Raw genomic sequence first — 24,119 nt, 5'->3', positions numbered from 1 at the left:
CTCATTTTCTTATTACCTATTCAATTTCTAAAGCAAAGCCAAGTGCAGAATCTTCTGCTGTTACGCGTACTTGTGTGATTGGCTCTTGTCGGCTTAATCGACCAATACACTCTTCGGCAAGTTTTGGCATCAGTGAGCGATTAATGATTTGCTCTACAGCACGGCCGCCAGTGGTTGGGTCGGTGTTTCTGCCCACGACAAATTGAACGAAGCCTTCATCCCACGTAAAGCTTGCTTGATATTGTTCGGCAAGTTTTTTCTTAATTCTGTTGAGAGAAATCTCTGTGATTTTAGACAGCTCTTCATCATTAAGTGGGTAGTAAGGAACTATAGTTGTACGGCCTAAGAAAGCGGGCTTGAAATAATGCTGTAAGTCTGGACGAATAGCTTCGAGAAGCTCTTCGTTCTCCATACGCTCATCCGAGTCGGCACAGGCATCACAGATAGCTTGGTCGGCGGCATTTGACGTCATGATGATGATGGTATTTTTGAAATCGACAGTTCTGCCTTCACTGTCTTTGATATGCCCTTTATCAAAGATTTGGTAGAACAAGTCATGCACACCAGGGTGCGCTTTTTCCATCTCATCTAGGAGAAGTACTGAGTATGGATTGCGTCTAATGGCTTCAGTAAGCACACCACCTTCACCAAAACCAACATATCCAGCAGGAGAGCCCAACAACATAGAGATCTTATGTTCCTCTTTGAACTCAGTCATGTTGATGATAGTAAGGTCGTTGCTTCCTCCGTAAAGCTGCTCAGCAAGCGCCATTGCGGTTTCAGTTTTACCAACACCACTTGGACCACACATTAAGAAAACACCGATAGGCTTACGGCTGTCGGTCAAACCCGCGCGCGAGATTCGAATTGCTTTCGCGAGCTCTTGTTTGGCAACATTCTGTCCAATGACTCGTTTATCCAACTCTTCCTCTAGGGTGAGTAGCTTCGCTATTTCGTCGCTCATCATGTTTCCAACTGGAATACCTGTCCAGTTAGCGATGATTTGAGCAATGGTATTGTCGTCTACCATTGCATGTACCAGTGGGTCCTCGCCTTGCAGATCAGAAAGCTTGTTTCTCAGATCAGTAAGCTGAGTTTGCTTCGCTTCTTCGACCGCATCTTGCTCTTGTTGCTGAGTGATTTCTTCTTGGACGACCTTAATTTGGTCGACCAACTCAACTTCTTGTTCCCATTTAGTCTGGTACTGCTCGAGTCGGAGTTTATTTGCTTTAATTTCCTCAGTGAGCTCTTCAATCTCTTCTGCGCTATTAGAGAAAAGTGCCTCTTCTTTTTCTAGCGCCACTTTTTCATTCTCTTGATAGCGGATCTTTTGCTCTAACGTCTCTATGACTTCTGGTTTCGCTCCTTGAGTCAGGGCGATACGCGCACTGGCTGTATCGAGAAGGCTGATGGCTTTATCAGGTAGCTGTCGGCTTGGCAGATAGCGAATAGAGAGGTTAACGGCTGCTTCGATAGCAGATTCGGCAATGAAAGCGCCATGATGATTTTGAAGAGAAGCAGCAATACCACGCAACATCTGCATCGCATCTTCTGCGTTTGGTTCTTCAATTGTGACGACTTGGAAGCGGCGTGTTAGTGCAGGATCTTTTTCGAAGTATTTTTTGTACTCAGCCCACGTAGTCGCTGCAATGGTTTTGAACTCACCACGCGCTAGTGCAGGTTTAAGTAGGTTAGCCGCGTCATTTTGACCAGCTGCGCCGCCCGCACCGATGAGAGTGTGTGCCTCATCAATGAATACAATGATAGGTTCTTCAGAGTTTTTCACTTCATTGATGACGTCTTTAAGGCGATTCTCGAATTCGCCTTTAACACTGGCACCGGCTTGCAGTAAGCCTAAATCCAAAGAGTGAATTTGCACACCTTGCAACGCACCAGGGACTTCATTAGCAGCGATTCGAAGTGCTAAACCTTCAACCACTGCGGTTTTACCAACGCCCGGTTCACCGACCATGATAGGGTTGTTTTGACGCTTACGGCACAAGATATCGATAGCCTTGCGTACTTCTGCATTACGACCGGAAATAGGGTCTATCTTTCCGTCTAATGCCTGCTGAGTAAGATTGATCGTGTACTTGCTTAGAGCATCATTACCCGATGGTGTGGTATCAACAGATCCGCCAGCTTGAGAGGAAGAAGATTTGGCGCGAGCGATTGGCGTCTTCGAGATTAAACCTTGCAGTGATTCCAAAGATACCGGCTTTAAGCTATCAAGCTGTAACGTATTGACGCCCATGACGTTTTGTTGAATAAGAGCTTGAACAAGGTGCAAGCTGACAATTTCGCCGTGCCCATAGTTTACCGAAGCGATCATCCAAGCATCTTTAACTAGCTCTGTGAGAGAGTGGCTGAGTGTTGGTTGACCTTCACTTCCTTTTGGTAGACGCGATATCTTGGTCGTTAGCTCGTTTACGACCGTGTCTTGCGTTATCTTCTGCGAGTCGAACAGGGCTTGCAGCTTTGCATCACTTTGAGAGATGAGCTGTAACAGCCAATGTTCAACTTCAATCGCAGGCACACCTTGGTTCATGGCTGCACCGGCAGAGACTTCTAAGGCTTGTTTTAGCTCGGGAGCGAGCTTACCAACGAGGTTGGTGAGTGTTACTTGAGTCATACTAAATTTCCTTGTATCTCAGTAAGCAGAACAGCGTAGCTAATACTGGTTGTATCGAACGGTTTTAAGCATTCTTGTGTTGATGTTAGTTGATCAGGATTCTAACGATTTCATTTGGTTTTCTTTCTGGAGAAAGACAATCTACTTCACCAAGCCTTGCTGCCTGTTTCGAGTCTGATGACAGTACAGGTTGGTTTAGGTAAGTTTGTTTCACACTTAGATAAATCGAGATAGGGGTGTTATCTCGAATAAAATGTTCGGCAAGTTGGAGTACCTCGCGACCGAGTTGTTCATCTTGCTGTGCTTGCGTGAACTGAGTACGGCTGCTTGGTACGATGTAAATCGAAATATGATTGAATTGAGCCTCACAGTGTTTGCCAAGCAAAAAACCTTGCCCAATACGGCAGTTGTACTCTTCGTTGTTCCCAAGGCGAGTTAGCGAATCGGTCGGCAACTGACGTTTTTCACTTGGATTACACTCAACATCAATCCGGTAAGGAAAATAGTCGTTCAGCATCTGTTTTAATGTGCCAATATGGCGTGTTTTGTGGCCAAGCAACATGGAGTATTGAAAGTATCGACCATGGCTACTTTTTAACGCCGATAGCTGGTTCAATAAGCGAGTTTTTTCTGGGGAAAGTTCATTTTCTAGCAGTAACCAACGTTGGCTGTCGGCTTTATTCACCAACTCGAAATGACGTTGATTAAACACATCTAGGAAATCTTTCAGCGCATGATCTTCTTTGTGAAGGGCGATGAGTAACTCTTCATAAATGTAGTTTGGAATCACTCCTTTGACGCCAGAAAGAGCTTGTTTCGCTAGGCGGATCTTGGCTTTACTGTTTTTAAACGAAAAGTACTGAATCTCATTGGGTGCACCGGTAGGCATTACCTCTGCTTTAAGCTCAACTTTTACATGACGAGGGTTCGCTTTCACTAGCGAGTTCAACAAACGCATCGCCTGAACGAAATCGTATTTCTCTGGCTGAGAAGACATATCATGAATGAAGCTCATTAATGATTCTCCTCTAATTGGACGCTAGGGCATTGGTGTACAAACTTATCTAGATTTACAAGCTCATCTAGGTTTATAAACACTTCAAGATTTAAAGACATAGCTGACTCCCGTGAACCTTCGGGTACTGCTTGGCGATGCCATCGCGCCCGTATACTCGAACACTTAAGCGAACATAGCGGTCAAAGCTACAAAATTGTTGGAAGAAACGATTCAGTACGTCACTAAACACGTGGTAAGCGCCTTTCGCATCAAGCGTAATTTCTATCTCGGTACCTGGGGAAAATACGTTTTTACCCATAATTCGAATTGCAGATACTTGAGAACGAAAGTTGACGGAACGAATCATTTGAATTTCCGATGACGATACTTGGCTTCGGCTGCACAGTGCCAACATTTGCTTTAGTTCATTTTCTGGTTCTGGAGATTGCAATAAGGACGAAAAATTACAGTTTAATAGCCCGACAAACTGCCAGTGCATGTGTTGATCTCTTTCACGCTCAATAGGAGCAGAGGGCGGATAGATAGCCGAAAAAGCCGCAGGTAAGTCTATGCTTTCAATACATTCAAATTCACCTTCGGCTGCACAGGCTTGTTTACCATTGGTACACAGTAACCGAGTTCCATATAACTTGTTAAAATCGATGTTATTGGGATCAGACAAGCTAACGGAGAGTTGCAGTGTATCGCCATGGTCACGTTTGCATTGCCAATAATCAGTTGAAGAGCCTTGACCGTACTTGTCTCTGAACAAGGGTGTTAGTTTTTTTTCACCTTGTGATGTAATTTCATAGACTTCTTTAACTTCAACGACATTGATGGTCGAATCACTGTGGGCGTCAGCATTGATTGGAGCGCTCAGTTTACGATTGTCATAGTTAATGGGTTCGCCAGTCTGTTCAAACAAGTTAACAGCGGGCACTACATTAAGTTTGAATACTCCTTTATCGAACAGTCGAACGAACTCAGATGGCAATGAATCCATAAACAAATTGACGATAATTTCAGACTCGGAAAACTGTTTAGCAAAGTCTCCAAATCGTTTTAAGCGGAAGAACTGTCGTTTTTCTTTGAAGAAGAAGTATTCGTTAAGTAATTGATACCCTGAAAACTGATTACCGTGTTGGGGTAAAAACTTGAACTCCAAATCACTGATTCGATTTTTAAGGTTGTTGCTCTCAATAGCTCTATGACTCTCACACGTTGAATCGGATAGAGATATCGCTGAAACATTACTCAAAAGTAGCTCGACCAATGAATCAGCACTGTTTTCAAAACCCTGAACAAAAAAGTCGAAGTCACCAATGTCTAGCTGACTAAAAAACACTTCAGGATCACCCGTCGACAAAGAGATTTGAATCACCGCAGAAGTGCGTGCCGCATTCTGCGGTCTATTGAAGCTAAAAGGAGCGCTTAGAGCCTGAATATCAACAATGCTAAATGGTGATACTTCTATTTTATCAACCGTTGTGAAAATACATTCTTCACCTTTGGCTAAACCGACAAACTGACTCCCTTTTGGTAAGGAAACTGCTTCAGTAATTGGTTCGTCGTCATTGAGGTGAAGGTAGGCCACGCTTGGGACGGTTTGTACGTACGATGGGTACAACACATCTAAAAGCCCTTCAACCACTTCAGGTAGTTGATCGGAAAGCTGTTTCTCTAGGTTTGCGTTGAGCAGAGCCACACCATCGAGCAAGCGTGCCATGCTTGGGTCTTCAACTTTTCCTTGGTGAATGTTCAGGCTTTCCGCGTGAGTAGGATAGTCTGAGCCGAATTGCCCAAGTGAGCGGCGTACAAATGCTAGCTCTTGTTCAAAATAACGTAATAGGGGATCAGTCATAACTATCCTCATCCAATGAAGTGCTTAAATCATTGAGTGCAATCTTCGAATCGAATACGAGCTCTTGGTCCCCATACTCTGTTTTTGTTTTCGCGATGATATTGAATGAAAGGGCGTTTTCGCCTTCTTTTCGCTCGATTAACTCGACCGATACATTACTCAAGCGCGGCTCAAAGTTTTGAATCCAAGATTCGATGCGTCTGGCTAGTTGAGTTTGGTCGAGGCTAGCGCTCAATAACTGAATATCTTCGATCCCAAACCTAAAGTTGGAGCGATTTACTTCGCCTAAACGGTTGTCGATCTCGACCAAAGATGCTTCTGCTTCAAACAACTTGGTCAGATGATATTTAATGTCGTCTATGTGGTTGTCTTTAACCGTGTTCGGAGACAAAAAAGTATTCCAAAAGCTCATTACGCGACCTCATCAACTTCGGTTGTAAGCACAACTTCGCCGCTAAAATGATCGTATTGATATTGTGGAACGATACGTAACGTACAAGAGTAACTTCCCGGCTGGTGTGTTGACTCATGCACGCTGACCTTGGCGAAGCTCAGCGGGTAACGAGCGAGAGTTTCTTCGTTCGCAAATGACACGTTACTAGAGAATTTTTCTATCCATTGGGTCAGAAACAACTCACATTCAGCTGCTGTGCTGAAACTACCAATCATTTCTCGGACTTGAACCTTTAAATAGTGGGCAATACGGCAAGACATCAAACTTGTTTGAATTTGAGTGAGTACTTTCTCATTGTCCCCTGAACCGTGCTGCCAGGCAGAATTATTACCGTTAAAGTAGTATTTGTTGGTTAAAGGACTTCGAGTTAATGGGATAAACCCACTTTGAGCATAAAATGTAGAAATTTGCCCAAACAAAGCCACATCGACAATAGGTTCAGAGTAACTAGGGGTTGTGCGATGCGTTGGTGGTGTATTCACTAATGCACCTTGGTACTTATCATTCCAACGTGACTTCAAGAAACCGAACCAGTTAACTCTATGGTGTTCACGCATGATTGTAGATACAAAAGGGAAAACAGCATTTCCCCATAGCCCTTGACCTTCCTCGTTATACACAAATCCAGACTTTCTATTTGAATAGGGTGCTCTTAGCTGAACTTGAGGCATGACCAAACCAAGGAACCGAGAACTCGCCTTATCCCGCAGATCACGCCATGCCTGATAATCCGGGCCAGAAAGTATTTTTTCAATACGTCCGATATCTGAAAGCCAATCTGCACCGGAGTTAGCAAAGAAGTTTATCGCTGGAGAGAGTAGCATTGGGCATAACGTAGCTTCGCCCAGCTTGGAAAGCAGCTCTAGAGTGAACAGATCGTCGTACTCAGAGTCGAAATCAATATCCATGCTTATCGAGTGAGTAAACGCGATACAGCCAAAAGGTTGGCCACCGAGAGTGTTGAGTTCTCGGTTACCAATTTTGTTAAACAGGTCGCTCGATTTAGTGCTGTAAGCTTGGTTCAGATCTGTCGACAGCTCTGCCCAAGACATGTCCAACATTTTGAGCTTAGTGCGGTTGTAGTTTATTGGTAGCGCAGACAAGTTTTTAAGGCTACGCCAATTTCTTTCGAGTAATTGAAAATCTTGGTGGTGTAGTACTTCATCAAGTTGACTTGAAAGCTGTTTATCTAGAGCCGCAATCAATTGTGCGATACTCGTGATCAATCGTTGCTTATTTATAAGCGCGCTCGAGTCCAATTCAGAAAATAAAGATAACGCTTCTTTCAAAAAGGCGTTGTCTTTACTGTCTAGTTGGTTGAATGCGGTTTGCCAATCTGTATTTAACTTCATACAAATTAAAGGCCGGATTGCTCCGGCCAATCTCATTAACCTGGGATCTTAGCAACCATTCGAACAGACGTAGTCAGTTCTTCCAGTTGTAGCCAAGGTCTTAGGTGTGCAACAGCAGAGTAAGAACCAGGGCGACCTGGTTGTTCTACTACTTCAATACGAGACTCACATAGAGGAGTTTTCGCACGTTGCTCATTGCCAATCGCGCCAGCATTGGTGTATTGGTCGATCCAAAGTTGTAGTTCTCTTTGGATATCTGGAGCTTCAAGGTTTGAACCTAACTTGTCACGGCCCATAACTTTCAAGTAGTGCGCAATACGGCTACTTGCCATGATGTATGGCAGACGAGCAGAAATGGCAGCATTTGCTGTAGCGTCTGGGTCTGTGTATGTTTTCGGTTTTTGCGTCGTTTGACCGCCGATAAATACACCGTAGTTGGAGTTTTTGTAGTGAACTAGAGGTAGGAAACCAAGATCGCTTAGCTCTTTTTCACGCTCGTCGGTTAGGTTAACTTCAGTTGGACACTGTTGAAGTAAATCACCTGCTTCAGACTTGTATGTTAGGTTAGGTAGATTCTCAACCTTACCACCATTGTCTAAACCTCGAATGGATGTACACCAACCAGAAGCGGTATAGGCTTGAGTCATTTTCAGACCTAGATCGTAAGCTGCGTTTGACCATACTAGTTGATCATTACTGGTGGGCTTAGGGTTACCATCCATATCTGTACCAAGCTCTTCGTAGTCGAAGACTTCCGTACCCAAACCTTTTGCACCGTATGGTAGGCGAGCTAGTGTTCTTGGTAGAGTCAGTGTGACATAGCGTGCATCGTCACTTTCACGGAAAGAGTTCCATGCAGCGTAAGCTGGAGAATCAAAGCCTGCCGCTACTGGTTTACCTTCATCAAAGGTCGTGAAGTCATTGAACTCGAACATTTCAGCATTTGCAGCTGCCACAAATGGCGCGTGACAAGCGGCAGCAACTTCACCCATGTAACGAAGTAGGGCAACGTCTTCATCTTTAGCACTAAACTCGTAGTCACCAATGAAAGTACCGTATGGTTCACCACCCGCAGTACCGTATTCACCTTGGTATACCGCGTTGAATAATGGGCTGCGATCGATTGCTGGAGCATCTTCAAATTGTTCTAGCAACTCATCTTGCGTGAAGTCGACCATTTTAATCTTAAGGTCACGGCCAAGCTCACTTTCTTTAACCAACTTTTGAATACCGCGCCAAGAACCTTCCAATTTTTGGAAGTCTTTTTGCTGCATGACTTCAGAGAGCTGACTAGAAAGTTTTTTGTCGATCTCTGAAATAGCATTTTCAATTGTTTTAGTTAAGTTTTTGTCCCAAGTCACCGTTCCTGACAAAGCTTGTTCAGCTAAGACGGAAAACAACTCTTTTGTAGTGTCAGCAGGGGTTTGAGTTGTTGCTTCAATGGCACGGTCAAGGAAACTCAGGGCACCCTCTGCTGCTTCGGGTTGCGCTTGATTTTCGGTTTCTGCACTCATTACTCAGCTCCTTCGTTCTTAATCCCAAGCTCATCAGACAAAGCATTAATGGTATCTGCACTTTGTAGGACTTCTTTGAGTAGTTTTTCTAGGTCACGAGAACGGTCTGCTTTTGATAGAAGCACTTTTAGCTGATTGCGTGTTTCAACTAATTTTTTAAGTGGTTCTACTTGATCGATGATGGCTTCAGGCTCGAAGTCCTTCATCGAATCGAATTTCAGACTAGCTTCAAATTGGCTGTCGTCGTCAGCGAGAACATTGTCAACCTTGAGCGATAGCTCAGGGCCAACACGCTTCATTACCGTGTCGAAGTTATCTTTGTCTACGTTGTAAAACGTGCGATCTTCAATATCTTCTTTGTCTTGTTTATGACCGGAGTAGTCACCAATCACACCCACAACAAATGGGAGTTCCTTAGTTTCTACTGCGCCATTTGTTTCGACGTCGTAGGTAATGCTTACGCGGTTTTTACTTACGCGTTTATGTTGGGAATTCAGTGCCACAGTACTTCTCCTTAATTACATTAAGACGCTGTTGAAGTCACTTTCGCTGTTGTAGCGTCAAATCCGACTTCTGGGCCTTTCTCGATCTTGCCGTTTTGACCTTCGATGTAGTAGGCCTTAGAGATCTGAGTGTATGTCAGGCTAAATGACTCGCTTGGAAGGCTACCGTCAGTCGCGCCCATGTTGTAACTCGCCATACGAGCTTCTTTAAGAGTAAGGATTAGGTATGGATCTGCACCAGAACCTTCGCGGTTTGGTTTAGTCATAACAATCTCAATTGTTTTACCTTCTGCACCAGGTGCATAAAGGAAAGTCGTCAAGTAAGGTGACGCACCATCACAGCTGCGGTTTACGTTGATTTCACCTAATGCAACCATACCTTGGTCTGCGTTGTTCGCGTTACCAACGTCGATACCTACACCACGTACAGCACTCCAAGAGACATTACCAATTGCAAAAAAACCGTCCTTACCACCAATTTTTTCAACAGTTGCTGCGCCTTTAGGGGTAGTACCGTCAATTCTCATGTAAATAGAAGCCATTCTTTTCTCCTTTGCTAGCTAGCATTAATTCCTTACCATTCGAAATCTGTCAGGTTTCCTGAGTCTTGACTTGATGGTTCAGAGTTTTGGTTAACTGTGTTTTGCATAGTTTCAGTACTCTCGCTCGATGGATTCGAACGAGATTCAACATCTTGGTGCTTTACTTCTTCTGTTGAATTCATTGCAGGAACAGCAGGGGCTGTATAGGTACCGAGCTCTGCTGTTTCTAAGTTGTCCATACCCGTTAGTAGGTTGATGTGATTTAACGCCGATGAATCATTTCCGACCATTTCTTGTAAAAGTTCAGGTAGGCTGAGTTGTCCCCAACGGATAGCGCGCTCGAGTAAAAATGCGATAGGGCTATGCGGTTCATTCTTTTTGAAGAATTCAGCGACTTTGCGAATTTCGTGAAATGCTTGCTCGCGACTTGCTATTGGCCCTGTAGCGATAGGTGTATTGGTTGTGACCGCATTAACTGAGGAGGTGACAGCTGGTGCTGGAGAACCTGCTGCTGTGCTAGTTGATTGCGGTTGACTAGCACTGCTTGTTTCCGCAGTAGGTGCAGAGCCTTGTGGTTGAACCGACTCAACAGGCTGCTCTGCTTCAGGCTCATCGCCTTTAGGTTGATAATTTGAATCTAACGGCCAAATAGCGAACTTGTCGCCAACTAGGAATTGAATTGCGTTGATTAGGTCAGCAATGTTCTGCTTTATAAACCTAAAGCTAATTGCAGAAACGCCGATTTCATTACATTTTGTGGAAATGGTCGCTTCTGCCTGTACCAAGTTGACGTAGCAGTCGGAAAGTGCCATCAGCGTATGCTGAGTATCGGAAGAAAATAAACCTAGTGCTTTTTCCTTTAAGCTTGCGATTTCACCTTGTCGCTCAGCTCTAAGGTAATCAGCAAATGTAATGTCATCCACTAGGCCAAGCATTTGCAACGGAATATACAAGGAGGTGGACTCATTTGACTCACCTACCAGTTGGAGCAAAGGCTTAATCTTAAATTCAGCTTGTTCTTTCTGTTGACCCGCTTCGTCAGGTGACTTGAGCTTTTCCGCTGGCATTTTAGGGTTCAGATCATCCCACCAAGTGTCCGCATAAGACTTGATTAGGCTGATAGAGCAGGAAAGGTTTTCGTAAGGCTGATTTGTGAACAGTTGGCTGGTGATGTACCAACCTAGTATCTCCAAATCTTTGGTCTTTGTTTTTAGTGCGTCTTCAGTGATTTCACGCAAAGATTGCCAGTTGGCTTCATTGCTATCGACAATAGCTTGATCAGATGAGGCATCAGGTGTTTCTACTAACTGACGGAAAGAGGATTGAGATGCATTGTATGCATTTCGAATGCCTCTGTAGGCACTTCGATCTAATTTTAAATATACGCCACAAGGCTCGGATTCCGAAATTGGCGTCAGCAAACTGTCCGTGTCTACCATATGATTCCTGATGATTAACTTAATCGATAATTAGGTGGTTAAAATCTACGCATCACTATGATTATCAATAGGTTTAAAGGTTTATTAACATTTGTTAATTCTAGGACTTTTTTATGAAATGTCTTCGAGAAAATAATTATTTACCAAAAACTTTGAACTTCATCTAAAAAACTGGACTGATGTCACGCTAAATGTGAAAGGTAAATGAAAATATTTACTAACCCCCGATCATAACTGTGGGCATTCCTAGCACAATACTCCCACCGTGAGAGGTGGTATCTCCCATCCTAACTGCCGGTTTACTATTGATTAAAACGGTAGCACTTCCCTTAATGATGGAGTCGGGTGGTCCTACGCAAACACACATATCTCCCATTGTAGCGGCCGGCATATTGCCAATGAGAACAGTTGGTGCTCCAGGGCCTGTTATCGGCCCACCTACGTGTGGTACGGGAGGAACAGCTGGTGTTTGCATGGGGCACACGTGCATGTCGGTTAATCTAGCTGCTAATGTCATAGTTAATCCTCTTTTCCGTTACCACCACGAGCAATATCTAGCCCAGTCGAGATGGCATATTCGATATATCCTTGGTAGTTGTCCCATTCGGGTAGTGCGGCTGAATGGTTAACTGCGCCAGCAACGGCCTTGGAATACAGGAACGGGTCGGGCAGTACTGCTGGAAGCTCCGGCGATACAATGCTTCCTGAGCCATTCCAAAAGACGGCTTGAGCAAGCCATGAAGGTCCACAGTTGAGCTCTAAGCGATTTGAGTATAGTTCACATTTTCGGCGTAGCTCTTCAGATGGCCCTTTGACCCAGCTTTTTGCGGAGTTTAAGCACTGTAATTGTATGGGTGACCAATTATTTTGACGGGTTTGGAGGCATAGTACCCCCCACCAAATAGCTTCTCTGACGGGCAGAGCATGAGCTAAGAACTGAACTAGGTCTGAATATAGGGCATTATCGTTAAGAACTTGAATTGTCTGTTCAACGGATGCCTCCTCCTCAATAAGGGCAGCCGCATCATCCGAAATTTTAAATCGAGGTAGTATTTGAGCACTACTTTTGTAGGGAATCTTTTTAAACGTCATTAGTTAACCTTTACAATTGCACCTTTTACTTCACCCATAACACCGCCATCAAACGTCGCCTTTAACCCTGACTTAAACTCTGCGCTCAATTGCCCCTGTGCGCTGAGCGTAGTTTGGGCCTCGATTGCAACGCTCATCCCCTTAATACTATTTGAGCTTGTTGCTTCAACAGCCGTAGTGGCGCCACTTATCTTATTGGAAGAGGTCGCTTTACTTTCTACGCTAGTGCCTTGCAACGATAGAGAGTTGGATGCTTTAACTTCGATACTGCTGGCTTCTATGCTTATAGAAGATGAGGAAATACTGATTTTGCTTGATCCTACTGTGAGCTCTATTGAGTCATCGGCTTCTATGGAAATAGATTTTGCTTTTTGGCTGAGTGCCTTAGTGACTGAGAGGCTGTAATTATCTTCAGTGGATACCGTCACCTGCTTAGTGACGGTTTGGCTGGCTTCGCCCTTAATCGTTTCGGTGACGTTATTTTCAACTTCTTGGGTAAGATCTTTTGCTGCGTGCATGTAAAACAACTCGTTGTCTTTCTTGTCATCGAAATACCATTCATTGCTTTGCCCAGAAAGTTTAGTTTTGAAACCAGATTTAGTGCTATTGGCTTCTGGGTACGGGAGGGCGTTCTTACTGTTGTATACACTACCAGTGATTACAGGCTGATCAGGATCGCCATCAATAAAGGCCACAAGGACTTCTTGCCCGGCTCTCGGTACAAATTGACTACCATAACCGCTGCCAGCGAGCATCTGTGCAACTCGAACGTAACAACTTGTTTTGTCGCCAGAGGTTTCAGTGTCCCAGTGGAACTGTATTCTTACTCTGCCCTGTTCGTCTTGGTTTATATCACCAGCCGTTGAGCCTGCGACCAGTGCGCTTTGTAAGCCATTAACCACGGGTTTGTTAAGTACTGGAGGATAATGGGGTGTCGCCTGTGGAATCAGATCTATCTCTATCGTGCACTCACCTTCGCTGTTATAAGCAGCGGTCATTCCAATGACGGAATAATCACCCAATTGGTTCTTATCTAGGTGATTCGCGAGAGAAAACCAGGATCCTAGCTCAAACTCGTCAGAATGGCTTGTTGCGATGACACTTTGGTAATTCTGTTCTATTTGTTCAATACGGCGCTTAACCAAGTTACTTGCGAGGTCAGAGCGATCTCGACTGATTCCTAACGGAGGGTAGTGTGTTTGCGTAAGTTTAGTGTTGTTCGAAATGGTATGACTGGATTTCTTCACCTTGCTGGAAATAAGTTTGCTTTGTGAGTAATCGTAACTAGTCAACTCTACACTTGCACCATGAAACTCAGAGCGAGGCATCCATGAGTGAATAAGTGGATTACTTCCCGAAGGAACTTCGACCATATCAAACTTAGAAGTACTGGCTTTAGAAAAGGGGGTCTGAGCATCTTGAAGAATCATTTTATGATCAGAAGAAGAATGCTCGAAATAGTAGTGAACCCCTTCTTCTGACAATAAACGAGTAACAAAGTCAAAATCTGACTCATTGTATTGAAGGCAATACTCTCGTTTAGTAGAAGGCAAATTACTAGCCGTAAATGAACCACTGAAACCCGCATTGGTGAAAATATCGCTAACGATGTCTTTGGTAGATTGGTTTTGGTAAACACGAAAACCATGGGTATGAGTCAAGAGCCAGAACCAAGGTCTTAGTACGACCTTATAGCTTGAAAACTGTAGGTTGGCGTCTAAGCCTAAATGCTGTATCTGAGTGATGACACCATTGTATGAGCGGGAAAGTGAAAGGCTCCCTGATTCGTTATTATAACGACTCACAGTAAGCTTTTGGCCTAACTGGGCTTCTAAATCAAAGGATTTCGAGATCAAAATGAGCTCGATAACAAAAGGTTCGGAAAGACGCTGTGAAACAGAAAATTCAGTAACACTGTGTTCTTGATTACTTGAGTCGACAGCAGAAATCGAACTTGCTGAAGGTGAAAACTGATCAGCCATATACATCCCTGTGAAGTTGAGGCGCAAATGAAGTCAACAAGTTTTATAAGTGCGCCTTAATTAATATTAATGATTAATTAAAAGAAATCGCACATCAAGTAAGAAAGTGATTTTATTTCAAATGTTTTGGTGTGGTGTGATTTGTTCTGCGTTATGAAAATAAAAGTGGGGCTAATAAAAAAGCGCCCATAAAGGGCGCTTTTTTAAAATTTTAGAAGACTTGTTCATCGTCGGCATCGACAAAGAGTTCGATACTATTATGCCTTTCATCGACAGTCATATTGAGGTGAATAGCGTGGCAACATGCTGGGCAATCATCATAAAACTCTTGGCTTCCATTCGACGCATCCAGCGTAATACCGATTGAATGACCACAGTGAGGGCATTTTACCTTTCGTTCCGTGTAGTTTCTCATGCCTATCTCCTTACTTCATGTTTGAGATACTTCAATAGTAAGCCGCCAAGTTAGTTATGGTTGTGAATTAAGTACAAAGTTTGATTTGCCCCAGAAAAAACAAACAGACGCATAACTAAAGCGTCTGTTTTGAGGTTTATGTATTCTGGGTGTAAATTAATTAATAGCTTAGTATTTTCTCAACCATTGATTCAGCTTCAGCAAGGTAGTGGCCACCAAATTGATTGTAGTGGTTCAGTACGTGATAAAGGTTGTAAATGTCCTTGCGCTCAGCATAACCAAAGTCTAACGGTAAAACGCTTTCGTACCCCTGATAGAACTCAGGTTGGAAGCCCTCGAATAACTCCGTCATTGCAATATCACATTCACGGTCACCCCAATAACACGCAGGGTCGTAGCATATGGGACCAAATGCGGATTTAGCGACGTTACCATGCCAAAGGTCGCCGTGGAGAAGCGAAGGGCGGGGGGTGTGACTGGCGAGTCGACTTTCAACTAACTGGACAAATTCGCTAATATTGACGAGTTCGATGCCTTTTTCTCGTAGCAATTGCAATTGCCAGCCAATACGTTGCTCAGAGAAAAATCGGTGCCACTTGCGATCCCATTTGTTTGGCTGAAGTGTATTTCCAATGTAGTTGTCTTGATCGTAACCGAACTCCTTTTGCTCACCCCATAAATGCAACTTGGCCAACTGAGCACCGAATTTGAAGCTGAGCTTATTGTCATCCAGCGGTTTGGTCGCAAGGTAATTGAGCACGATAAACGAGTGGTCTTTGCTGGTGCCAGTTAGAATTAGCTCGGGAACGAATACGGTGGAGATGTCGCGAAGGGTCTGAATGTTCTCCGCTTCGACTTGGAATTGTGGCAAAAAATCCCTCGTGTTGGTTTTTACAAAATAACGCTGTTCTCCATCACTGATCATGTAGCACTCACTAATTTCTCCTCCGTGAACTTTTGAACGTTCGGTAATGTTGAAATCAAACATTAGAGTTTCAGATAGCTGTTGGGATAGAGCTTGCCACATAAGTATTCTCCGCCACGTAAATGCTTATTTGCCATAAGTTTAGGACAAGACAAAGAGGAAATCTGATTCGTTTTTCAAAGATTCATTTAATTCACACGTATTCATATAACATATTAGGCAAAGTGTGATATTCCTCTATAGCCAAATCATAAATGATTTACCTTAGCTTCGATATGTACGGCTCCTATTTCTCAAATAGCAAACACTTAGTAAGCTCATGAAACTTTACGCTTATTGGTGATGGGTTAGAGTGTGACTTGAACCATAAAAAGCGTTAGTTGGTTCAGGTTATGAGTAAAAAAAAGCCAACTGAGAGCGGGTATATTGTTAAAGTCTGCCTATATGTCTTAGTATTAGTGAAGGAATACTTATCGCTAGCCAGTTAAGCAGTAACGCGGAGAATTTAGTGTGGTTGTAGAAACCGATGGATACTTAGCTCTAATCGAGCACCTAGCATTCAATTTAGATGTATTTACGTCCGATACCAGTGACACGGGCGCGGAAAGTGTCGAAGATGTGGTTACTGATATGGTAGCGAGCAATATCATGGCAATTTTCGAGCAGAATCCAGAGCTGCATTCAAGCGTGCGTTTTCAACTACTTAAAGAAGCCGACTCGGTAGTAGAAGACTTATCTGAAGTGCTTGCAGGCGTTTGGACCAAGCCAGCCACCAATGAACAAATTACCTTTCTGGATGAATACATCGCGTTGGTAAAAAACCTTTTCGATATTGCCGTAGCGACGTACGACTAATCAAACACACCTTTCGATTTTCTTAAATCTTTTCAGGCGAGTTAGCTACTCGCCTAAACTGCCAAAATTTTGAAGCCCAGTACGGGTTATCAATCCTAGATATTATTACGCCTTTGGATGTGGAAGCATGCATGAACTGCTTGCTACCTAAATACACGCCAACATGCCTAGTCGTGCGTGACGTTTTGAAGAAAACTAAGTCACCAATTTCAGCTTGATCGTAGTTCACGTATGTTCCGACTTGGCTTTGCTTTAGGGTTGTCCTAGGTAGTTTTTGCTGTGTAGCTGAACTATAGGCTATTTGAACAAACGCAGAGCAGTCGATGCCTGCTAAGCTGCTACCACCAAGTTGGTAAGGTGCACCTTCCCATTGGTCAAAAACGGTAAGAAAGGATTCGACTAACTTGCGCTGCTGAAGAGATGTCGGTTGGCTTTCCACCGCAGATTTTGAGCCAGTTACCACAGTGCTTGGCGCAGTAGAACACCCTGTTATCAGTAAACCCAACACCAATACGGCTATCTTATCCATATGTAACTCAAGTGAAATATCAATTAAATGAATCTGTCATTGAAGCGCAATAGCATCAAGCAAACAATTGCTTCAATTGGCTAGACTCATCATGAAAACTAAAACAAAACGCCCTTTATCACTGATTCATACAATCAGCGCTATCTTCATCACTATAACAGTTTTTGTCGCAGTGATTTCATTTACCAGTATTAAAAGCATTGAGCGGATAGGCAATAACTTTGAAGCCTTATCAACTCAAGCCCTTCCTCAAGCGCTAAACAATGCAAAGTTGACTCAATCAATACTCGAACAAGCAAAATTATTGAGCTACGGTATGCAAGCTACGTCGACATCAGAGCTGCTGTCGATCGAAGGTTCTGTTGCACAAGTTATTGAAACTAATCAAGAACTCTTGAATGACAGCCGTAGGTTAGTATTTGGTGAAAACGCCCTTGCTCAACACCAATCACTTGAAGAGCAAATAGGGCGATTAAACCAATCTTCAATGGCTATCTTGGAGTCAAAAGCGGCCTTGCTTGAGATGCAACAACAGATTTCCGACGAAGTAACGGGATTTCGATATGGGCTAAGTTCTATTGGCCCTGAAATGAATCGAATCAGCTCTTTTCTTTCGGTAGATAACCCCGTGTCAACGGATGCAGCGAACCGTTTTATTGCCAGTGCAAGCTCTATGGAAAGCACCTTTTTAATGCTGATGATGCAAACGGATCTCGAAAAAGCCGAACTCGAATACAAAGAGATGCGTAATCGTGTGGCCGGTATTAACTTAGCGTACGACGACTTTTTGGAGTGGCACCCAGATGTCGTTGAATTTGCAAGTCTAATTACCCCTTATGAAATGGTGAAGAAAGGTTTTAAAGAACAAGGTGTATTGAAGCAGATTTTAAACAAACTCCAGCATTCTGAATTACTACAAGAAAAGGTGTCCAACGCAGTTACGGCTGCTAATCAAACGGTTACGTTACTTGACGAAATCTCGACGCGAGCACAGGTTGATATTACCGAGCGGGCTATGGTGGTGGATAGTGTAATGGAGTCGGCTAAATATACATTGGTTGTAGTGGGGCTAGTGATTGGTTGTATCGTTCTGACTTGTTGGTTGGGGCTAAGAGCATGGATCAACCGAGGTCTACAAGGTATCACCCACAGCCTCAAGGCTTTAACGAACTACGACTACAGCCTAACGGCAAAGCTTCAAGGCCCGAAGGAGCTTCAGATATTGTCGAGTAATCTAAACACCGTCATTGAAACTACGCGTGATTCCATTTCTTCCGTCACTCGTAATTGTGAAACTCTTTATCAAAGTGCTGAAGTCAGCCATCAAGCGGCAGAGCAATCGAAAAGTACGCTCAAAACACAAAACCACTCGTTAGATAGCATGGTGGCGACAGTGACTCAATTGGAGGCTTCTATCAAAGAAATCGCCACAGTGACTAACGGTTCCTATTCTGAGTCAGTAACCGCATCGGAAGCTTCGTCGAGAGGTGTTAGTGTTGTTGAATCGAACAATGTAAGTCTAGAAAAGCTAGAGAAAACACTAAATACCAACGAACAGTCAATGCTGGAATTAGACAACCGGGTTAAGCAAATCCGTGAAATGGTTGATCTAATTTCGGGCATTGCAGAAAACACCAACTTGTTGGCGTTAAATGCTGCGATTGAGGCTGCTCGGGCAGGAGAACAGGGGCGAGGCTTCGCAGTGGTGGCGGATGAAGTTCGTCAACTAGCCAGTGGAACGTCTCAACAGACGTCAAACATAAGGCAGCGAATGAGTGAGCTTATTGCGGCTGCCGAGAAATCACGTGAGGCAGTTGCGGACTCAAGGAAAGAGATGTCGAATGCACTCGCTTCAAGCCATGAAGTTAAGCAGACATTTGAAGGTATTGAAGATGCAGTGAATCATATTCGTGCTCGAATAGAACAAATTACTGTGGCAACAGAGCAACAGGAGCGAGCAACTGCAGACGTAAGCCGTGCCATCGCTCATATTTCAGAGCAGGGTGAAGATACTCGCTTGCAGCTTGACTCAATGGTCGAGAGTTCCGAACAGGTGGCGGATATAGCTGGTCATCAGCAGGCAATGTTGCACAAATACGTAGTGTAGATTGGTCTAGTTTCCGTCCGGACGGTTCCTAACGCTTTTTGATTCTAAATGGCTGGGTAAGCATTTTATCTAGCCACTGTTCACGAGAAGTGCGAAATAAAGGTACACCAATAGTGACGTTACTGTGGCCATCCTCAGGTTGTGCTCGGTAGGTATTGCACCAACGATCCCACACCGATAGAAAAAATCCGAAATTGCTGTGTGTCTCTTTCACTCTTATCGAGTGGTGAACTCGGTGCATGTCAGGTGTCACAATGACCTTTCTTAGCCAAGAGTCTACTTTTAGGTTTAGGAAAGCATTGCTGTGGTTGAACATTGCACTCGCGTTGAGAATAATTTCAAACAACAGTACTGCTTCAGGTGGAATCCCTAATGCGACGACAATACCAATCTTAATCCACATCGACAGGATAATTTCAATCGGATGGAAACGCGCGCCAGTGGTGACGTCAATATCCTGGTCTGCGTGATGAACCTGATGCAGGCGCCACAACAAAGGTACTCGGTGAAACACCACATGCTGAATATAAATCGCAAAATCCAAGATAACGACGGATAGAATAACAATTACGAAAGTAGGAAGCGTTTCGGAATTAAAGAGACTCATGTTAAACAACCCAATCTCACTTGCTTGGGCGTTTATAGCAGCTTGAAACGCGACGAGCGGCATCAAAAGGCTGATACATATGCTGTTAAATCCGACTAGGCCTAAATTACTCAGCCAGCGTTGAAATTTGTTTTGGGTAAGGGCTTTACGTGGTGAAGTGAATTCCCAAATTGCACATAGGAAAAGTACCGCAATGAAAATGGCTAGACGAATGGATTCTGGGCTATTCATGTGTAACTCCATTTGATTCTTAACCTGTGGTCAGTACAATGCCGCCACAACGAAAGACGTCCACAGTTTAATGCAGATGTAGCCTCATGAGAATTCACGCGTTCCACCGACTTTTCCAATACCGCCAATCTATCTCGACCAAAGCATTCAATGCTCGAGGGGCGAAAGTAAACCGCTGTCAATATTGCCAAGTTTCAAGCCAGCATTGCATTTGTGAGTTTCAGCCTGACATCGACACGAATATTGCTACCATGTTGATTGTATCGGATAACGAGGTATTTAAGCCAAGCAATACGGGTAAGTTAATCGCGGATGTGATTAAAGATACGTTTGTTTATCAGTGGAACCGTACAGAACCAGACACAGAAATGCTAAAGGTGCTGAGTGAGCCCAGCTACCTACCAATCATCGTATTTCCTGAAGACTATGTTGATGATAAACAACGACTCATCACCTCAACAAGCTTTGAACCGACTAATTTGCGTAAAGAAAAGGCCCCAAATTGTAAGCCTTTATTTATCTTTATTGATGGTAGCTGGCGTGAAGCGCGAAAGATTTTCAGAAAGTCGGAGTATTTAGCGGGTTTACCTGTGCTATCGATTAAGCCTGATAGTGTTTCCCAATACTTGATGCGTAAGTCGATGAACGAAGATCATTTGTCAACGGCAGAAGTTGCGGCTTTAGTGTTAGAGCAAGCGGGTGAAACTCAAGCGTCGAAGACGCTTGAGCTCTGGTTCGAAGCATTTAGGGAAAGCTACTTGCTCAGTAAAACTCGCTTGAAACACGACTTAACACGCCCGTTTCTGAAACGTTTCGTGGAGTATTCTAAAAGCGAGAAGCACCTCTAAGAAATGGTAATCAGTTGGTGAGCAATTGGTCGGTTGCAGTTACCTACAAGATAAATATGTTATACGTCACGGTTTGTAGGCGTAGCTATATGGATAATGCCCAAAGTTATGCTTTTTGGTTCTAGCTTTGGAACCTTTTTCTAGGAGAGATTTGCATGTATTACGGCTTTGACGTCGGCGGCACAAAAATTGAGTTTGGTGCTTTCAATGAACAACTAGAGCGTGTTGCAACGGAACGCGTTCCAACCCCAACGGATGACTATAACCTATTGGTTGAGACCATTGCAGGTTTAGTAAACAAGTACGATGCGGAACTAAGCTGTGAAGGCAGAATTGGCTTGGGTCTACCAGGTATGGAAGATGCCGATACGTCAGAAGTGTTAACTGTAAATGTTCCTGCTGCAAAAGGTAAACAACTTCGCGCTGACCTTGAAGCTAAGATTGGCCGTAGCGTTAAGATTGAAAATGACGCTAACTGTTTTGCTCTTTCAGAAGCGTGGGATGATGAGCTTAAAGATGAAGCGTCTGTAATGGGCCTTATCTTGGGGACTGGATTTGGCGGCGGGCTGATTTACGACGGTAAAGTCTTCTCTGGTCGTAACAATGTCGCGGGTGAACTTGGCCATATGCGTCTACCTTTGGATGCGTGGTTCCATTTAGGAGATAATGCGCCTTTACTAGGCTGTGGGTGTGGTAAAAAAGGTTGTTTAGATAGCTACCTTTCTGGTCGCGGTTTTGAGCTGATTTATGAGCATTACTTTGGTGAACAGAAGAAAGCGATTGAGATCATCAAAGCTCATGCAGAAGGCGAAGAGAAAGCAGTGGAGCATGTAGAGCGATTCATGGAGCTTCTAGCGATTTGTTTTGCAAATATCTTTACTGGCAACGATCCACATGTCGTTGCTTTGGGTGGCGGGTTATCTAACTTCGAACTTATCTACGAAGAAATGCCTAAGCGTATACCAAAGCATCTCCTTTCAGTGGCTAAATGTCCAAAGATCATCAAAGCGAAACACGGTGATTCAGGTGGTGTACGTGGTGCTGCCTTCTTGAATATCAAGTAGCAGGTGTCAATTGACCTAATAAAAAGGGCTCGTATTTACGAGCCCTTTTTCGTTGAATGAGAAATTACTTCTTTTTACCTACGCCAAGGTTTTCTTTCTGCTGAAGCGTAATCTTACTAAACCCTAACTTACGAAAGTGATTGTCGCGGTAATTACGTACTGCTTTAGTGTCAGAAACCGCCTCAATCTGTTGTTCCATTTTAAGGTAGTCCGAAATATCGATGCCTTCAGCCTCTGCAACGGCTTCGTGGATGTTTCTATGTTGTTGATATGAAAAAGTTAGGGTCTTTTCTTCATCTTTGTACGTGTAAAGAATTGTACGAGCCATATTTGTCTTCTCAAAGAAAAAGGCCAGTGAACTGGCCTTTGAATTTAGTAATTGGTCTAGATTCTGCCTTGAAGCGGAATGATTGTCACGCTTTCTCCGACTTTAACGGTGTCGACAGCAGGGGAGACCTCAATTAGGCAGTTGGCTTCGCTCATTGAACGGAGAATGCCGGAGCCCTGTTTCCCCGTTGTCTTTACGACCAGTTGACCATGTTCATCAACACTGTATAAGCCACGGCTAAATTCAGTACGTCCTTGACGAGAACGCAGAGGTTCTGTTGCTACCGCTTTCACTTTCAATGGTTGCCAATTCGCTTCACCTTGCATTTTGCGTATAGCAGGTTCAACGAAGTTGATGAATGACACCATGACAGCCACCGGGTTGCCAGGCAGGCCGAAAAACGGTTTTCCAGTCACTTTACCAAACGCTAACGGCCTGCCAGGGCGCATATTGATGCGCCAAAAATCGATCTTTCCAAGTCTATCTAGAGCCAGTTTGATGTAATCAGCATCGCCGACAGACACGCCACCAGAAGTCATAATCAGGTCGGCTTCAGTGGCTGCTTTTTCCAGCGCTTCAACCATTCTCTGTTCGTTATCTTCGATAATGCCGTAATCTAAAATTTCACACCCTAGCTTTTCTAGTAACCCCATGATCGTGAATCGGTTCGAGTCAAAGATAGAGTTAGGCTTAATCGGTGTTCCCGGCGCTTGTACTTCATCTCCGGTTGAAAATACGGCAACCTTCAACTTGCGAATCGTATCACAATGCTCAAAGCCTAATGAGGCAAGCATGCCCATTTCAGGAGACTCTATCCGGGTGCCAACATCAAACACGGTTTGGCCAAGAGCCAAGTCTTCACCTGCTTGACGTACGTTTTGACCCGCTTTAATCACTGCGTCACCGAATGTGACCTTGTCACCTTCAGCACTAGCTTGTTCTCGCATGACCACGGTATCAGCATTCTCTGGTGTCGGCGCGCCGGTCATAATTTTAACCGCTTGGCCTTTTTCTAAAGGTTTGTCGTAGCTATATCCAGCCAAGACCTCTGCAACAACTTGATACTCTGCACGGTCTAGGTCGTCACTACGAATCGCAAAGCCATCCATTGCTGAATTCGTGTACTGTGGAACGTTCACTGGCGATGCTACAGAATGTCCCAGAATACAGCCGTATGATTGAGCAATATGTTTAGGTTCTACCAACTGGACTGCAGAAACTTCAGCGAGAATTTTATCTTGCCCTTGCTGAACTGATAGAAAAGCAGGGGATAAGGTGTCACAACATGCCGCTTCAGCTACTTTTTTTGTTGTGCCTTTCGCAACGTAGTTAAGAATGAATTGAGCAATCGCATCTAAGTCGTTGATACTCATTTGGGGAAGCGCACTTTCTACCGAAGTATCGGCGGCGATGGCGATAATGTTGTTATCATTTGGGTAAAGCCACGGCTTCCCAACTTCCTCTCGGTGTAGTTCTATTTTAGGAAACTCAATATTCTTACAACCTTCAACTAAAATGACATCCAGTTTTTGAGTATCAAAACGAGTAAGAAGATATTCAAATTCTGCTTCTGAGTCTGGCGTTTCCGTCATTAGCGCGTGGCGATTTCGAGAAGAGATCAACATCTGAGACGCGCCGGCTTTACGCAATCTATAACTGTCTTTCCCTGGGATATCGACATCAAAGTTATGGTGAGCATGTTTAAGCACACCGATTTTTAACCCTGCTTCGGTCAGCTTAGGAAGTAAGGCTTCGAGTAGGGTAGTTTTACCTGTACCTGAGTAGGCCGCAAAACCAAGAAGTGGGATATTAGGAGTTTGAATACTCATAGCAACAAATACT

General features: G+C 43.9%; 22 protein-coding genes. 4 read left to right on the top strand and 18 right to left on the bottom strand.

Features of this window, described 5'->3' with window-relative positions:
- Positions 1-16: 16 nt before the first annotated feature.
- From tssH to ACXABW_RS07770, 14 genes are all read right to left on the bottom strand, one after another.
- Positions 17-2,632: a type VI secretion system ATPase TssH gene (gene tssH / locus ACXABW_RS07835; protein WP_457522004.1), complete on the bottom strand. Its 2,616-nt coding sequence runs from the start codon at positions 2,630-2,632 to the stop codon at positions 17-19.
- Between the two features lie 85 nt (positions 2,633-2,717).
- Positions 2,718-3,647 carry a type VI secretion system baseplate subunit TssG gene (locus ACXABW_RS07830; RefSeq protein WP_457522002.1) on the bottom strand — a complete coding sequence of 310 codons (930 nt, stop codon included), beginning with the start codon at positions 3,645-3,647 and terminating at the stop codon, positions 2,718-2,720.
- Between the two features lie 91 nt (positions 3,648-3,738).
- Positions 3,739-5,490, bottom strand: coding sequence for a type VI secretion system baseplate subunit TssF (gene tssF / locus ACXABW_RS07825; RefSeq protein ID WP_457522000.1), 1,752 nt, complete (start codon positions 5,488-5,490; stop codon positions 3,739-3,741).
- Positions 5,483-5,902, bottom strand: coding sequence for a type VI secretion system baseplate subunit TssE (gene tssE, locus ACXABW_RS07820; protein WP_252027220.1), 420 nt, complete (start codon positions 5,900-5,902; stop codon positions 5,483-5,485). The genes tssF and tssE overlap by 8 nt, the downstream gene beginning before the upstream one ends.
- Positions 5,902-7,296 (bottom strand): type VI secretion system contractile sheath domain-containing protein, encoded by a 1,395-nt coding sequence (locus ACXABW_RS07815; protein ID WP_457521998.1) that lies wholly within the window; start codon positions 7,294-7,296, stop codon positions 5,902-5,904. The genes tssE and ACXABW_RS07815 overlap by 1 nt, the downstream gene beginning before the upstream one ends.
- Before the next feature lie 35 nt (positions 7,297-7,331).
- Positions 7,332-8,810 carry a type VI secretion system contractile sheath large subunit gene (gene tssC / locus ACXABW_RS07810; protein WP_252027218.1) on the bottom strand — a complete coding sequence of 493 codons (1,479 nt, stop codon included), beginning with the start codon at positions 8,808-8,810 and terminating at the stop codon, positions 7,332-7,334.
- On the bottom strand, positions 8,810-9,313 hold the full coding sequence (gene tssB / locus ACXABW_RS07805) for a type VI secretion system contractile sheath small subunit (protein ID WP_252027217.1): 504 nt from the start codon (positions 9,311-9,313) through the stop codon (positions 8,810-8,812). Before tssB ends, tssC begins: the two co-directional genes overlap by 1 nt.
- Positions 9,314-9,333: 20 nt before the next feature.
- Entirely contained in the window at positions 9,334-9,855 is a 522-nt protein-coding gene (locus ACXABW_RS07800) for a type VI secretion system tube protein Hcp (protein WP_252027216.1), read from the bottom strand.
- Between the two features lie 32 nt (positions 9,856-9,887).
- The gene (locus tag ACXABW_RS07795) at positions 9,888-11,294 is read right to left on the bottom strand and encodes a type VI secretion system protein TssA (protein WP_457521995.1); all 1,407 of its coding nucleotides are present in this window, start codon (positions 11,292-11,294) and stop codon (positions 9,888-9,890) included.
- A 217-nt stretch (positions 11,295-11,511) separates the two neighbouring features.
- Positions 11,512-11,811: a PAAR domain-containing protein gene (locus ACXABW_RS07790; protein WP_252027214.1), complete on the bottom strand. Its 300-nt coding sequence runs from the start codon at positions 11,809-11,811 to the stop codon at positions 11,512-11,514.
- A 2-nt stretch (positions 11,812-11,813) separates the two neighbouring features.
- Positions 11,814-12,386, bottom strand: a complete 573-nt coding sequence (locus ACXABW_RS07785) for a DUF6931 family protein (RefSeq protein WP_457521993.1) — start codon at positions 12,384-12,386, stop codon at positions 11,814-11,816.
- The gene (locus ACXABW_RS07780; protein WP_457521991.1) at positions 12,386-14,368 is read right to left on the bottom strand and encodes a type VI secretion system Vgr family protein; all 1,983 of its coding nucleotides are present in this window, start codon (positions 14,366-14,368) and stop codon (positions 12,386-12,388) included. Before ACXABW_RS07780 ends, ACXABW_RS07785 begins: the two co-directional genes overlap by 1 nt.
- 211 nt (positions 14,369-14,579) lie before the next feature.
- Positions 14,580-14,783 carry a CPXCG motif-containing cysteine-rich protein gene (locus ACXABW_RS07775; protein WP_252027211.1) on the bottom strand — a complete coding sequence of 68 codons (204 nt, stop codon included), beginning with the start codon at positions 14,781-14,783 and terminating at the stop codon, positions 14,580-14,582.
- Positions 14,784-14,943: 160 nt separating this feature from the next.
- Complete coding sequence (locus ACXABW_RS07770) at positions 14,944-15,810, bottom strand: fructosamine kinase family protein (RefSeq protein ID WP_457521990.1); 867 nt, start codon at positions 15,808-15,810, stop codon at positions 14,944-14,946.
- 408 nt (positions 15,811-16,218) lie between these two features.
- Between ACXABW_RS07770 and ACXABW_RS07765 the strand changes: the two genes are divergently transcribed.
- The gene (locus ACXABW_RS07765) at positions 16,219-16,563 is read left to right on the top strand and encodes a DUF3802 family protein (protein ID WP_252027209.1); all 345 of its coding nucleotides are present in this window, start codon (positions 16,219-16,221) and stop codon (positions 16,561-16,563) included.
- Between the two features lie 22 nt (positions 16,564-16,585).
- Here ACXABW_RS07765 and ACXABW_RS07760 read toward each other — a convergent pair whose 3' ends face one another.
- Positions 16,586-17,092, bottom strand: a complete 507-nt coding sequence (locus tag ACXABW_RS07760; RefSeq protein ID WP_265686654.1) for a C40 family peptidase — start codon at positions 17,090-17,092, stop codon at positions 16,586-16,588.
- Positions 17,093-17,183: 91 nt separating this feature from the next.
- Between ACXABW_RS07760 and ACXABW_RS07755 the strand changes: the two genes are divergently transcribed.
- The gene (locus tag ACXABW_RS07755; protein ID WP_457521987.1) at positions 17,184-19,199 is read left to right on the top strand and encodes a methyl-accepting chemotaxis protein; all 2,016 of its coding nucleotides are present in this window, start codon (positions 17,184-17,186) and stop codon (positions 19,197-19,199) included.
- Between the two features lie 28 nt (positions 19,200-19,227).
- On the opposite strand, the gene ACXABW_RS07750 is transcribed toward ACXABW_RS07755, so the two are convergent.
- Complete coding sequence (locus ACXABW_RS07750; protein WP_457521985.1) at positions 19,228-20,037, bottom strand: sterol desaturase family protein; 810 nt, start codon at positions 20,035-20,037, stop codon at positions 19,228-19,230.
- Positions 20,038-20,123: 86 nt separating this feature from the next.
- On the opposite strand from ACXABW_RS07750, the gene ACXABW_RS07745 reads away from it, so the two are divergent.
- Together ACXABW_RS07745 and nagK are read left to right on the top strand one after the other, a co-directional pair.
- A complete protein-coding gene (locus tag ACXABW_RS07745; RefSeq protein WP_457521984.1) occupies positions 20,124-20,885 on the top strand; it encodes a tRNA-uridine aminocarboxypropyltransferase in 762 nt (253 codons plus the stop codon).
- 155 nt (positions 20,886-21,040) lie between these two features.
- Complete coding sequence (gene nagK / locus ACXABW_RS07740; protein WP_457521983.1) at positions 21,041-21,949, top strand: N-acetylglucosamine kinase; 909 nt, start codon at positions 21,041-21,043, stop codon at positions 21,947-21,949.
- 64 nt (positions 21,950-22,013) lie between these two features.
- On the opposite strand, the gene ACXABW_RS07735 is transcribed toward nagK, so the two are convergent.
- Positions 22,014-22,277 (bottom strand): DUF2960 domain-containing protein, encoded by a 264-nt coding sequence (locus tag ACXABW_RS07735; RefSeq protein ID WP_252027203.1) that lies wholly within the window; start codon positions 22,275-22,277, stop codon positions 22,014-22,016.
- Positions 22,278-22,333: 56 nt separating this feature from the next.
- Positions 22,334-24,106, bottom strand: a complete 1,773-nt coding sequence (locus ACXABW_RS07730; protein ID WP_457521981.1) for a bifunctional molybdopterin-guanine dinucleotide biosynthesis adaptor protein MobB/molybdopterin molybdotransferase MoeA — start codon at positions 24,104-24,106, stop codon at positions 22,334-22,336.
- Positions 24,107-24,119 lie beyond the last annotated feature (13 nt).

The sequence above is a fragment of the Vibrio paucivorans genome (assembly GCF_054053395.1).
This window is presented reverse-complemented; position numbering and strand designations above follow the sequence as displayed.